The 12,832-nt window shown below is 72.5% G+C and carries 13 protein-coding genes; 10 read left to right on the top strand and 3 right to left on the bottom strand.

Annotated elements, in window-relative coordinates:
* Positions 1–98 precede the first annotated feature (98 nt).
* Genes BJ998_RS12015 through BJ998_RS12000 form a run of 4 tightly spaced genes read left to right on the top strand, consistent with a single transcriptional unit; the run spans position 99 to position 1,748 of the window.
* Positions 99–710, top strand: coding sequence for a hypothetical protein (locus BJ998_RS12015; RefSeq protein ID WP_184861193.1), 612 nt, complete (start codon positions 99–101; stop codon positions 708–710).
* Positions 707–1,024 carry a transcriptional regulator gene (locus tag BJ998_RS12010; RefSeq protein ID WP_184861191.1) on the top strand — a complete coding sequence of 106 codons (318 nt, stop codon included), beginning with the start codon at positions 707–709 and terminating at the stop codon, positions 1,022–1,024. Before BJ998_RS12015 ends, BJ998_RS12010 begins: the two co-directional genes overlap by 4 nt.
* Positions 1,021–1,491, top strand: coding sequence for an ATP-binding cassette domain-containing protein (locus tag BJ998_RS12005; RefSeq protein ID WP_184861189.1), 471 nt, complete (start codon positions 1,021–1,023; stop codon positions 1,489–1,491). Before BJ998_RS12010 ends, BJ998_RS12005 begins: the two co-directional genes overlap by 4 nt.
* On the top strand, positions 1,488–1,748 hold the full coding sequence (locus BJ998_RS12000) for a hypothetical protein (RefSeq protein ID WP_184861187.1): 261 nt from the start codon (positions 1,488–1,490) through the stop codon (positions 1,746–1,748). Before BJ998_RS12005 ends, BJ998_RS12000 begins: the two co-directional genes overlap by 4 nt.
* 50 nt (positions 1,749–1,798) lie before the next feature.
* On the opposite strand, the gene BJ998_RS11995 is transcribed toward BJ998_RS12000, so the two are convergent.
* Entirely contained in the window at positions 1,799–2,728 is a 930-nt protein-coding gene (locus tag BJ998_RS11995; RefSeq protein WP_184861185.1) for a catalase family peroxidase, read from the bottom strand.
* A 151-nt stretch (positions 2,729–2,879) separates the two neighbouring features.
* Here BJ998_RS11995 and BJ998_RS11990 point away from each other — a divergent pair, with 151 nt between their 5' ends.
* The gene (locus tag BJ998_RS11990; RefSeq protein WP_312890063.1) at positions 2,880–3,812 is read left to right on the top strand and encodes an acyl-CoA desaturase; all 933 of its coding nucleotides are present in this window, start codon (positions 2,880–2,882) and stop codon (positions 3,810–3,812) included.
* Positions 3,813–3,817: 5 nt separating this feature from the next.
* Positions 3,818–5,107 carry a sensor histidine kinase gene (locus BJ998_RS11985; protein WP_221337976.1) on the top strand — a complete coding sequence of 430 codons (1,290 nt, stop codon included), beginning with the start codon at positions 3,818–3,820 and terminating at the stop codon, positions 5,105–5,107.
* Here BJ998_RS11985 and BJ998_RS11980 read toward each other — a convergent pair.
* A complete protein-coding gene (locus BJ998_RS11980; RefSeq protein WP_184861181.1) occupies positions 5,054–5,587 on the bottom strand; it encodes a DUF2165 domain-containing protein in 534 nt (177 codons plus the stop codon). The two genes, BJ998_RS11985 and BJ998_RS11980, sit on opposite strands and share 54 nt — an antisense overlap.
* 72 nt (positions 5,588–5,659) lie before the next feature.
* Between BJ998_RS11980 and BJ998_RS11975 the strand changes: the two genes are divergently transcribed.
* Genes BJ998_RS11975 through BJ998_RS11960 form a run of 4 tightly spaced genes read left to right on the top strand, consistent with a single transcriptional unit; the run spans position 5,660 to position 8,638 of the window.
* Positions 5,660–6,397, top strand: coding sequence for a glycosyltransferase (locus BJ998_RS11975; RefSeq protein ID WP_184861180.1), 738 nt, complete (start codon positions 5,660–5,662; stop codon positions 6,395–6,397).
* Positions 6,397–7,119 (top strand): glycosyltransferase, encoded by a 723-nt coding sequence (locus tag BJ998_RS11970; protein WP_184861178.1) that lies wholly within the window; start codon positions 6,397–6,399, stop codon positions 7,117–7,119. Before BJ998_RS11975 ends, BJ998_RS11970 begins: the two co-directional genes overlap by 1 nt.
* Entirely contained in the window at positions 7,119–7,862 is a 744-nt protein-coding gene (locus tag BJ998_RS11965; RefSeq protein WP_184861176.1) for a glycosyltransferase family 2 protein, read from the top strand. The genes BJ998_RS11970 and BJ998_RS11965 overlap by 1 nt, the downstream gene beginning before the upstream one ends.
* Entirely contained in the window at positions 7,862–8,638 is a 777-nt protein-coding gene (locus tag BJ998_RS11960; RefSeq protein WP_184861174.1) for a glycosyltransferase family 2 protein, read from the top strand. The genes BJ998_RS11965 and BJ998_RS11960 overlap by 1 nt, the downstream gene beginning before the upstream one ends.
* Positions 8,639–8,710: 72 nt before the next feature.
* Here the strand turns inward: BJ998_RS11960 and BJ998_RS11955 are convergent, their stop codons facing one another.
* Positions 8,711–12,685 carry an nSTAND1 domain-containing NTPase gene (locus tag BJ998_RS11955; protein ID WP_184861172.1) on the bottom strand — a complete coding sequence of 1,325 codons (3,975 nt, stop codon included), beginning with the start codon at positions 12,683–12,685 and terminating at the stop codon, positions 8,711–8,713.
* Between the last annotated feature and the right edge of the window lie 147 nt (positions 12,686–12,832).

Genomic DNA, 12,832 nt, shown 5'->3' with positions numbered 1-12,832 from the left:
GACCCAGCGTGATCACAGGGTAACCCACGACATGTGCTCTTTGCGGGGTGAGGTACTTTGTGTTACAAAGTTGCTCGGGGATCGTGAGGGGTGGGCGGATGGACGCGGAAGGCGAGCTCTCGCCGGCGGAATCGCTGGCGCTGATCGAGGGGCAGCGCGCGGAACTGCGCAAGCGGCGCGGGGTCAAGCCGGAACTCATCATGTTCGCCTGGGGACTGGCGTACCTGCTCGGCTTCGGCGGCTGGTATCTGGCGCTGCACGGCGTCGTGCCGGCGGCGGTGGCCGGCGTGGTGCTCGGGGTGCTCGGCGCGATCGCCCTCGTGTTGCCGATCGTGCAGGGGGTGCGGGCCTCGAGGGGGATGCGGGGCCCGTCCCGCACGATCGGCGCCATGTACGGCACGGCGTGGGGGGTGGCATTCGCGGCCAACGCCGTCGTGCAGTCCGCGCTGCAGCGGGAACTGATGACGTCCTGGGACGTCACCAGTCTGATGTGGACGGCCAGCTCGCTGGCGGTGGTCGGGCTGATGTACCTGGCCGGCGGGATGCTGTGGCGGGACGTGCCGCAGTACGCGCTCGGCGTCTGGATGCTGGTCTCGGCCGCCGGCAGCGTGCTCGCCGGCGTGCCGGGCAACTTCCTGGTGCTGGCCTTCGCCGGTGGCGGCGGCATGCTGGTGCTGGCCGCGTACCACGCGATCCGGCGTCCCCGATGACCGAGTCGTGGCCGGAGCTCGACCCGGTCATCCACGCCCAGGCGCGGCTGCGCGTGATGGTGGCGCTGTCCACCCTCGCGCCCGGCGACCGGCTGACCTTCCCGCGGCTGCAACAACTTCTGGACATGACCGCCGGCAACCTGTCCACGCACCTCCGCAAGCTGGAGGACGCCGGGTACGTGGAGATCAGCAAGACCCACGAGCGCCGCACGCCCGTCACCTACGTCGCCCTGACGACGGCGGGCCGGCGGGCGTTCGAGGCGTACACCGAGGGCCTGCGGGCCCTGCTGGGACCCAAGGGGGAACCGCCGTGATCATCGAGATCGAGAACCTGCGCCAGCGCTACGGGCCGAGACAGGCCGTCGACGGCGTCACGCTGTCGGTCGGCGAGGGGGAGTTCTTCGGCGTGCTCGGCCCGAACGGGGCCGGCAAGTCGACGCTGGTGGAGATCGTCGAGGGCCTGCGCCCGGCCGACTCCGGCACGGTCCGCGTGTTCGGCAGGCAACCGTGGCCGCGCGATCTGGACCTGTTGGCACGCATGGGCATTCAGACCCAGTCCGCCGCGTTCTTCACTCGGCACACGGCCCTGGAGCACCTCCGGCGGGTCGCCGCCCTGCACCGGGTTTCCCTCTCCGGCGCCGACGAGGCCGAGTCGCTGTGCGACCGGGTGGCGATTATCCAGAGTGGACGGATCGTCGCGGTGGACACACCGGCCGGGCTCCGTGAGCGGACCGGTGCGACCAGCCTGGAAGACGCCTACCTGGCGTTGGTGGCGTCATGACCGCGGCCGCGGGCGCGTACCTGCTGTCCATGGTGCGCAACAGGATCGCGCTGTTCTTCACCTTCGCGTTCCCGCTGCTGTTCATCGTCCTGTTCGGACTGATGTCCGATGCGGGAGGGCAGATGCACCGCCTGGCGGTGGGAGCGCTGGACTGGGGAGTCGCCAACACGGCGATGTTCGGTGTCGCATACGCGGACAGCGCAGTGTCGGCGGGACGAATCCGCTTGGGCCGGCCCGGGCAGCAACCACGTCGATGACATCGTTGCCGCCCGGAACGCGCGGCATGAGCACAGTCAACGGCTGGAACTCACCGGCCGTGGCTGCGGCGGTCGTACGACACCGAGTACGCGGCGTTGCGCAGCCGGGGCAGCGGGTCGTCGGACAGCTCGACACCCGGCGTCACGTTGGTGGGGTCGAAGATCTGGGCCGCCCAGTGGTCCTGGTCGTCGACCTCACCGGTGATGGCCAGCTGCCCGACCACGATCTCCGGCCGGTCGGCCGGCCACACCCGGGTGGCGTCGTCGGTGGGGTCGCTCGGGTCGGCCAGCGTGACGTGCAGGGTGAAGGTCACGGGGCCGCCCTTGAGGCGCTCCACGAACTCGCCGATGAGGAACTGCTCCTCCTGGTCGGCGATCTGGTCGGCGTCCAGGTTCTGCTCGCCCAGGTCCGGCGCCCAGCGGTAGCGCACGGCCTGCCGGTCGCCGTCGGCGTTGACCCAGATGAACGCGTGCAGCGCCTGGTAGCCGGTGGTGCCGAAGCTGGCCGGCACGCCCATCGCGCCCAGCGCCTGGAACGCCGGCACCGAGCCGGGGTTCTGCGCCAGGAAGGCCTGCAGGTGCGCCTGGTCGCCCTTGCCGGCGTCCTTGTCGGCGGCCAGCGCGCGCACCAGGTCCAGGAACTGCTCCGGGGTCGCGACCAGGAACCGAGGAAGGTTCACCCCGATCAGGTCGGTCGCCGTGCCGTCGGGCAGCTGGAACTTGACGGCCATGCCCCGCCCGCCCGGCTGGTTGTCCGGCATGGCCGGATTGCCGCTGCCGTTGGAGAAGCGCACCGTGGCCGACACGGGCTCGCCGGACAGGTGAGCGGCGGTCGTGTACTTCGCGGCGTCGCCGGTCGGCGTGAACGTGGCCGTGAAGCACGCGCCGCGGGCGTGCGCGCGCCGGTAGCCGGCGTGGCGGCCGTCGAGGTGCTCCATGGTGTCGACGACCTGGACGGGCAGCGAGGTTTCAGCGGTCATGTGCGAGCAGTCCAATCACCCGTGGCGGGTTGGTCGGTGCGGGATTCGACAGTAGGTCTAAGCCCACCATCACTTCGGAGTCCAGGCATCCTGACCTGCGCTTCCCCACCCGGCAGTGTTTGGGACACGTTCGAACCCCCCGGAGGTGTGCGTGTCCACCACGCTGGCCAGGCCCGACATCGATCCCGAGCCGAAGGGCGCCCTGGAACAGGTGCTGCTGGCCGTGTTCGTCGTGGTGCCGTTCCTCGCCCTGCTCGCCGCCGTGCCGCTGGCCTGGGGCTGGGGCCTCGGCTGGCACGACGTGGTGATCATGTTGGTGTTCTACTTCGTGTCCGGATTCGGCGTGACGGTCGGATTCCACCGGCTGTTCACGCACGGCTCGTTCCGCGCCGGGCCCGCGCTGCGGGTGGCCCTGGCCGTGGCCGGCAGCCTGGCGCTGGAGATGGGCGTGATCGACTGGGTCGCCACGCACCGCCGGCACCACAAGTACGCCGACCGGGCCGGCGACCCGCACTCGCCGTGGCGGTTCGGCTCGGACTGGAAGGCGCTGGCCAAGGGCCTGGCCTACGCGCACGTCGGCTGGCTGTTCGACCGTGAGCGAACCTCGGCCGAGCGGTTCTGCCCCGACCTGCTGGCCGATCCGGCGATCCGGACGGTGCATCGGCGCTTCGAATCGCTGGTCGCGGTGTCGCTGCTGGCGCCGGCGCTGGTCGGCGGGTTGTGGAGCATGTCGTGGCAGGGCGCGGTGACGGCGTTCTTCTGGGGCTCCCTGGTCCGCATCGCGCTGCTGCACCACGTCACGTGGTCGATCAACTCGATCTGCCACACCTTCGGCGACGAGGAGTTCGAGGTCCGGGACAAGTCCCGCAACGTGGGCTGGCTGGCCGTGCTGAGCATGGGGGAGTCCTGGCACAACCTGCACCACAGTGACCCCACCTGCGCCCGCCACGGCGCGCTGCCCGGCCAGGTCGACCCCAGCGCCCGGGTCATCTGGATCTTCGAGAAGCTCGGCTGGGCCCACGACGTGCGCTGGCCGGACCCGGCCCGACTTGCCGCAAAGCGGCTTTCCACCGGTCGAGCGTAGGGAGAATGGCTGTTGTGGCCCCACAGATCACCCTGGTCTCCCGTATGACCACGCGACTGCGGCTCGTGCCGGTGGCCCTCGGCCTGGCCGTGGCCAGCCTGCTGGGCATCCCGGTGCTGGTCTTCGTGATCGTCGCCACGGCGCTGATCCCGATCTGGGTCGGCGTGCCGGCGGTGATCGCCGCCGTGGCGCTGTGCCGCCGGTTCGCCGACCTGCACCGGTCGATCGCGGGCAGCCTGCTCGGCCGCGAGGTGCCGCGCCCGTACCGGCCGATCCGGCCCGAGGACAACTGGGTGGCGCGGTTCCGCATCGCGGCCGGCGACCCGGCCACCTGGCGGGACCTGTCCTGGCTGCTGGCCAACGTGCTCGTCGGCCTGCTCACCAACATCCTGGTGGTGGCGCTGCTGCTCGGCGGCCTGTTCTGGGTGACGATGCCGCTCTGGTACGGCCTGTTCGTGCCGCCCGGGGTCAGCATCACCTCGATCGGCGCGCTGGAGGTGCGCAGCGAGGCCGAGAGCCTGTGGATGGTCCCGTTCGGCGTGGCCGAGCTGATCTTCTGGGTGTGGGTGTCGCCCCGGCTGATGTGGCTGAACGCCACGGTGATCGCCGGCCTGCTCGGGCCGACCGAGACGGCGGTGGCCAACACGCAGCTGACCACGCGGGTGGCGCAGCTGTCGGAGTCGCGGGCGGTGTCCGTCGACTCGCACGCCGCCGAGCTGCGGCGGATCGAGCGGGACCTGCACGACGGGGCGCAGGCGCGGCTGGTGGCGTTGGGCATGAGCCTGGGCATGGCCGAGGAGACGGTGGACGACAACCCGGAGGCGGCCAAGCAGTTGCTGGCCGAGGCCCGGGAGTCCACCAACAGCGCGCTGGCCGAGCTGCGCGGGCTGGTGCGGGGGATTCTGCCGCCGGTGCTGGCCGACCGGGGTCTGGAGGGGGCGTTGCAGGCGCTGGCGCTGGCCCAGGTGGTGCCGGTGCAGGTCGCCATCGACCTGCCGGGCCGGCCGCCGGAGCCGGTGGAGTCGGCGGTGTACTTCGCGATCGCCGAGGCGCTGACCAACTCGGCCAAGCACGGGGCGGCGGACCACGTCTGGCTGCGGCTGTCCTATTCGGACGGGAAACTTGTCGCCGTCGTCGGCGACGACGGGCGTGGCGGCGCCAGCGTCGAGCCGGGTGGCGGCCTGCACGGGCTGGAGCGCCGGCTGGCCGCGTTCGACGGAACGGTGTTGGTGACGAGCCCGCTAGGCGGCCCGACCGTGGTCTACCTCGAGGTCCCGTGCGCGCTCTCGGCGTGACGCGGCGAGGTGGGTGAGGATCAGGCCGACGGAGGCGATGATCACGTTCTGCAGCGCGGCGGTGAGGCCGTTCCACTTCGAGGACTGCCACATCTGGAAGTACTCGCCGCCGATGGCGATGAAGCCGCCGCCGAACAGCATCGCCTCCATCAGCCAGCCCAGCGAGGACAGCCGCGCGGCCAGCGCGCTGCCCCGGATCCAGGCGACGACGGCGGCGATCAGCGCGATCGCGGCCAGCCCCTCCCAGATGATGATCAGCACGTAGGCCGCGGTCACCAGGCCGGGGCTGGTGATGGCCCGCCACATCAGGTGGGGCGACTTGAACGTGGTGTCCATCGCGAACACGTGCTGCACGAACGCGTAGTTCGTGTCGTAGTCCGTGATGTTGCCGATCGTGATCAGCGCGAGCTGCAGCGCGCTGATAGCGGTGAGCACCCCGACGACCACCGGTAGGCCGCCCAGTCTCGAGAGAAGACGCATGGCGGGGACTCTACGTGGGCTGTTGGTCACCCTGGGCATGATTCGACGGGACTCTCCAGTACGTTCACGGTCATGCCTCTGGTCTCGGTGCTGACCGCCGCGCACGCCGACCGCGCCGCGCTGCTGCCGGCCACCGGCGAGAGCCTGGCCGCGCAGGTCCTGCCGGCCGGCTGGGAGCTGGAGTGGATCATCGAGGAGGACGGCCCGGAGCCGGTGTTGGCGCAGGTCGCGGCCGGTTTTCCGGCGGCGTCCCACCGGGCGCTCGGGGTCCGGATGGGGGTGGCCGACACCCGGAACCTGGCGCTGTCCCGGGCCCGCGGCGACCTGGTTCACGTCCTTGACTCGGACGACCTGCTGGCGCCCGGCGGTCTGGCCACGGTGATCGACGCGTTCGATCGGCACCCCGACATCGGCTGGGTCGCGGGCCAGGCCGACAACCTGATGCCGGACGGCCGCCGGGTGAGCTTCGAGCCGATCTCGCCGACCGGCCGGGTCGAGGCCGGCGCGGTCAACGACTACCTGCTCGAACACGGCCGCGGCCCGTTCCACCCGGCCGGCCTGACGCTGCGCACCGACCTCGCCCGCGCGGTCGGCGGCTGGGCGGCGCTGCCACGGGCCGAGGACATGGCGCTGGTGGTGGCCGTCGCCGAGATCGCCGCCGGCTTCCACACGCCCGAGGTCACCTGGCTGTACCGGCAGCATCCCGGGCAGATGACCCGCGCCGACGACTGGCCGGACCTGGATCCCGCCTGCTGGACGGTGATCCGGCAGCGCATCGAGTCGATGCGCCGACTCAAGGCGTGGGTCTGATGCCGCTGCTGTCCGTGCTCACGGCCGTGCACGGCGACCGCGCCGAGGTGCTGGCCGCCGCCGGCGCATCCGTTGCGGCGCAGGAGCTTCCGCCCGGCTGGGAGCTGGAGTGGGTCGTCCAGGAGGACGGTTCGAACCCCGGCCTCGCCGACGCCGTGCCGGCCGCCGAATACCAGGCCAACGGCGAGCAGTTGGGCGTTGCGGTGACGAGAAACCTGGCGCTGGCAAGGGTTCGCGGCGAACTCGTCCGCGTGCTCGACTCCGATGACCTGCTCCTGCCCGGTGCCCTGGCCGGCGCTCTGGCGAGGTTCGCCGCGTATCCGGAGATCCACTGGGTGGCCGGCCGCCCCCGGATGGCCGACGCGGTGTACTTCCAGTTGCTGCCCGAGGGGTTGCACGGCCCCGGCGCGATCGGCGCGTACGTGCGGGAGCACCGGCGCTCGCCGATCCACTGCGCCGGCCTGACCGCGCGGACCGCGACCGTGCGGGCCGTCGGCGGCTGGTGTGCCAACCCGCGGGCCGAGGACATCGAACTCGTGGCGGCGATCTCCGAGCTGACGCCCGGATATGTCGATGCCACACCGAGTTGGGTCTACCGCTGCCACGACGGGCAGACGGTGCGGCAACCCGGCTGGGGCACGCTGCACGCCGAGTCGTACCTGATGATCCACCAACGACTTGCCGCCGCCAGGGCACTGGGGCTGCGGATGGGGACGAACTGATGCCACTGCTGTCCGTGCTGACCGCGGCCCACGCCGGCCGGGCCGACCTGCTCGCCCGGGCCGGGGAAAGCGTTGCCGCGCAACGGCTTCCCGACGGGTGGCGGCTGGAGTGGGTGGTCCAGGAGGACGGCCCCGAGCCGTCGCTGGCCGGTGTGGTGGAGCGGTTCCCGTTCGCCCGGCACGCCGCGCACGGCGAGCAGCTCGGCATCGCCACCACCCGCAACCTCGCGCTGACCCGGGTCGACGGTGAGCTGGTGCACGTGCTCGACTCCGACGACGAGCTGCTGCCCGACGCTCTTTCTGTTGCGCTGGAAGCGTTCCGGGCGCATCCCGCAGTGCACTGGGTCGCCGCGCAGGCCGACGACCTGCTGCCCGACGACACCCGCAAGTCGTTCGCGCTGGAGTACCCGGCCGGCTACGTCGAGGCCGGCAAGATCAACGAGTTCACCGCCGAGCGCGGCGAGCCGCCGATCCACTGCGCCGGGCTGACCATGCGCACCCGGACCGTCCGCGCGCTCGGCGGCTGGGGCGCGAATCCGCGATCCGAGGACAGCGCCCTGTTCGTCGCGCTGGCCGAGTTGACGCCCGGCTACATCACGCCGGAAGTGACGTGGCTACACCGGTGGCACGCCTCGCAGACCACCGGCGAGCACGGCTGGCGGACGCTGCGCGAGGAGTCGATGACCATGGTCCGCCAGCGCCTGGCGGCGCTGCGCGAGCTCGGCCTGGAGTTGGGCGCCTGATGCCGCTGGTGTCCGTGCTCACGCCGGTGCTGGCCGACCGGGCGGAGCTGCTGGTCGAGGCGGGGAAATCCGTTGCCGCGCAGGAGCTTCCGGCCGGCTGGGAGCTGGAGTGGATCGTCCAGGAGGACGGCCCCTCACCGGCGCTGCGCGACCTCGTCGACGGCTTCCCGTTCGCGCGCTACGGGGCCAACGGCGAGCCGCTCGGTGTCGCCGTGACGAGGAACCTGGCGCTGGCCCGGGCCGGCGGCGAGCTGGTGCACGTGCTCGACTCCGACGACCTACTGCTGCCGCACGGACTCGCCGTCGCCATCGATGCCTTCGCCCAACACCCCGACATCCATTGGGTCGCCGGCCAGGGCGACGACCTGCTGTCCGACGGCAGCCGGCGGTCCGTGCAACTGGACCTCGCCGCCGGCCGGGTCGAGCGTGGGGCGCTGACCCAGTACTTCGTCGACCACGGCGGCGTGCCCATCCACCCCGCCGGTCTGACCCTGCGGACCGTCGCCGTGCGGGCGCTCGGCGGCTGGGCCGCGTCCCCGCGGTCGGAGGACGTCGCCCTCCTCGTCGCCGTCGCCGACCTGGCCCCCGGCTACCTCACGCCGGCCGCCACCTGGCTGGCCCGCCAGCACGCCGGCCAGACCACCCGGCTGCCGAACTGGCAGGCCCTGTTCGCCGACGCCGACGTGCTGATCGCCCAACGCATCACCGCCCAGCGCCACGCCGCCCTCCACTACCGAACCCCCGGCGAGTCACGCTCTGGAGCACACCGAATGTAGGTTTCGCGCACACCCGATCGGGGGTGCCGCAGACTTACATTCGGTGTGCCTGAGAGCGTGACTCGCGGGGGTTCACTTGCAGGGTGGGTCGTAGGGGAGCTGGGGGAGGTGCAGGTTCCAGACGGACTGGGTGAGCACGTTGCGGGTGGCCGAGCAGATCCGGTCGACGGCGTGGTCCACGTCCAGGTCCATGGTCCGCACCGCCGAGTCCGAGTTGGTGGTGTAGACGATGTAGTCGGTGCCGGGCAGGTACGCGGCGGCGTCGCTGGCCAGGTTGCGCTGCACCACCGACAAACCCATGGCCACCGGCTTGGCCGGGTCGGACACGTCCCACATCCGCACGCCCTGGTCCGGGTTGCCGGTGATCACGGCCTTGCCGTCGGCGCTGAACTCCACCGTCTGAATGCCCTTGGCGTAGCCGGTGAGCCGGCCGAGCTGGCGCGGTCGCGCGGGGTCACTGATGTCCCACAGCAGCACGAAGTCGTCGTCGCCGGCGGTGGCCAGGGTTCGCCCGTCGCCTGAGAGCGCCAGCACCTTGACGGCGTCGTCGTGCCCGGTCAGCGGCTCGCCGAGCGGCTTGGGGTCGGCCGGGTCGGAGATGTCCCACAGCCGCACGGTGTTGGTGGCGCTGGCGGTGATCAACGTCTTGCCGTCCGGCGTGAACACGGCGTCGTAGATGTAGTCGCTGGGCCGGTCCCCGTGCTTGATCACCGGCCGGCCCAGCGGCTTCGGGTGCGCGGGATCGGCGATGTCGTAGAGCTGGGCGCTGTGGTCGTCCCGGTCGGTGGCCATGAACCGGCCGTCCGGGCTGATCGCCAGCATCGACGAGTAGCGGGTCTCCAGCGGGATCGGCGGCCCCAGCTGCCGAGGGTGCGCCGGGTCGGACACGTCGTAGAGCCGGATCCCCTTGTTGCCGCCGGTGACGACCAGCACCCGGCCGTTCGGCGTGAACTCCACCTGGCTGACGCCCTCCAACCCGGTGATCGAGCCGACCTGGCGCAGCTGCGTCGGGTCGGAGGTGTCCCACAGCCGCACCGAGCCGTCGGCGGCCCCGGTCGCCACCACCTTGCCGTCCGGTCGCGGGGTGGGCGGCTCCATCGAGCCGGCCTGCCCGATGCCCAGCGGGGACGGCATGGTCCACAGCCGCACCTCGGTGTCGCCGCCACCGGTGGCCAGGGTCCGGCCGTCCGGGCTGAAACCGAGCGCGTACAGGTCGTTGCCGGTCAGCGGCTGCCCGATCAGGCCCGGCTGCGCCGGGTTGGCCAGGTTCCACAACCGGACCGAGCCGTCCTGGCCGGCCGAGCCGAGGATCCGGCCGTCCGGCGTGAACGCCACCGACCACTGCGGGCTCAGCCCGCTCAGCGGCAGCCCGATCTCCGGGGCCGACGCGGGGTCGCGCACGTCCCACAACCGGACCGAGCCGTCCCCGCTGCCGCTGGCCAGCATCGAGCCGTCCGGGCTGAACGCCACCGAGTGCACGGTGTCCTTGTAGCCGCCCAGCGGGACCCCGACCTGGACCGGCACCCGCGGGTTCGACACGTCGTACAACAGCACGGTCCGGTCGTCGCCGCCGGCGGCCAGGTAGCGGCCGTTCGGGCTGAACGCGATCGACCGCACCGGGTTGGTGTGCCCGGTCAGCGCGGCCAGCGGCGTCGGGTGTTCGATGTCGTGGACGTCCCACAGCTGAGCCTTCTGGTGCTCGCACGCGGCGGCCAGGGTCTTGCCGTCCGGGCTGAAGGCGATCAGGTAGATGGTGCCGGTGTCCTGGTTGAGCGGCGCGCCGATGAGCCGGGGGTGCGCGGGGTCGGCGATGTCGTACAGCCGCACCAGATGGTCGTCGCCGGCCGCGGCCAGCGTCCTGCCGTCGGGGCTGAACACCGCCGAGCTGACCCAGCTGCCGAAGCCGGTGATCGGCTTGCCGATCGGCACCGGCCGCTGCCGGTCGCGCACGTCCCACAGCCGGACCGTGTTGTCGTAGCTGGCGGTGGCCAGCAGCGTGCCGTTCGGGCTGAACGTGGTCAGGTACACGGCGCCGGTGTGCCCGTCGAGCACGGTGGCCAGCGGCGCCGAGGCCGAGGACAGCACCCGCGAGGACGCGGCCGGGTCGTCCGGCCGCATCCGGTGCGCCACCAGCGCCAGCTGCGCGGCCAGGGACGGGTCGGTGGTCATGGCGTTGTCCGCCGCCGCGAGCACGCCCGTGTACAGCGCGTCGTCCCGCTGGTTGAAGGCCAGCGTCGCGGCGACCACGGCGATCGTCACCAGCACCGCGGCCGCCGCCACCCCGGACCGGCGCAGCCAGGTCGCCCGGCGGCGGTGCCGGATCGCGTCGTCGAGGAACGCCTTGGCCACGGTGGTCAGCGCACCCGGGTCGGCCGATCGGGCCCACTGCTGGGCCGCCTCCAACCGGCCGCCCCGGTACAGCAGAGAGGAGTCCCGGTGCTCGGCCTCCCAGCTCTCGGCGTCCTCCTCCAGCCGCTGCCGCAGCAGGTTGCCGGCGCGGTCCCGGTCGATCCAGCCGCGCAGCCGCGGCCACGCCTGCAGCAGCGCCTCGTGGGTGATCTCCACGATGCCGGCGTCCAGTGTGATCAGCCGCGCCCGGGCCAGCACCTCCAGGGCCTCGGCCGCGGCCGCCGGGTTGACCGCCTGCTCCAGCAGCTCCTGCCGGCTGGACCGGCGGCGCGTGTCCTGGGTGTCCTCGCCCACGCGGACCAGCCGCAGCAGCACCGGCCGGGCCGCCGCCTGACCGGCCGCGTCCAGGTCGGCCCAGGCCCGCTCGGCCGTCGCGGCGACCGCCCCCTGGATGCCGCCGGCCGCGCGGTAGCCGGCCACGGTCATCCGGCCGGCCTGCCGGCGCTGCCAGGTGGCCAGCAGCGCGTGCGACAACAGCGGCAGCGCCCCCGCGTCGTAGCTGCCCTGGCCGTTGCGGGACGTGTTCACGCCCAGGTCCGACAGCATCAGGTCGACCAGGCCCGACTCCAGCTGCAGGCCCACCGCACGGGCCGGCCGCGCCACCGCCTCCCGCAGCTCGGCGACCGTCATCGCGCCCAGCACCATCTGCCGGTCCTGCAGCGCCTCGGCCAGCTCCCGGTAGTCCAGGCAGCGGCCGTAGAAGTCGGCCCGCACGCCCAGCACCACCAGCGCCTGGCCCTCGCCCGTGCACGCGGCGTGCAGCGCCGCCACGAACAGCCCGCGCCGCGCCTCGTCGTCCGAGAGGGTGAACGTCTCCTCGAACTGGTCGACCATCAGCACCGGGCGCGCGCCCGGGCCGGCGACCCGCTCGCCGTAGGACGCCATCGCCTCGCGGACCTGGGCCGTGAACTTGTCCTCGTCGAACTCGGCCAGCCCGTCGTCCACCGCCTCGGCCAGCTCCGGCACCAGCCGGACCAGCTCCTTCAGCGGATCCACGGTCGGGGTCAGCACCACCGTCGGCCACGCGCCGGGGCCGAGCGCGCCCTCCTGCACCGCCGGCCCCAGCCCGGCCCGCATCAGCGACGACTTGCCCGCGCCCGACGCGCCGACCAGCATCACGATGCCGCCGGTCCGCACCGCCGACGCCAGCCGGGACACCAGCGACGCCGTGCTCCGCTCCCGGCCGTAGAACCAGCCCGCGTCCTCCTGCCGGAACACCGCCAGACCCCGGTACGGGCAGGCGCCGACATCCTCGGACGGCTGTTGCTGCTCCGGCTGGTCCTCGGCGTCCGAGGTCACCGGGCTCGCCAGCGCCTGCTCCCACAGCCGGCGCCAGTCCGTCAGGTCGTACAGGCCCTCCACGACCGGCGTCGCCCGCAGCTTGCGCGCCTCGCCGACCAACACCTCCAGCACGGCCGCCAGCGCCGAGAACCGCGCCGGCACGTTCCGGCCGCGCCGCCAGTCGCTCACCCGCTGCGCCGGCACCCGGACCGGGCGGCCCCGCTCGTCCACCTTCCGGGCGCGCGCCACCGACTCGGTGACCCGCTTCAGCGGCGGCTCGCCGGCCTCCGCGTACAGCAGCGCGAACCGCTCCGCGAACTGCCCGCGAGGCCCCAGCACCGGTCCCGAACTGCTCATGTGTCGCGGCCCGTCCGTAGTCGTCTCTGCCGGCCGCCCCGTCCGGACCGGAAAACCATCTTCCCCATCTGAGCAGGCATTTTACGGACCGGAACCACGCACAGGGGTTCGCCCCCCGCCGCCGGCTGACATGCTCGTCCGGGTGCG

This window comes from Kutzneria kofuensis (assembly GCF_014203355.1).
Classification (GTDB): Bacteria; Actinomycetota; Actinomycetes; order Mycobacteriales; family Pseudonocardiaceae; genus Kutzneria; species Kutzneria kofuensis.
This window is presented reverse-complemented; position numbering and strand designations above follow the sequence as displayed.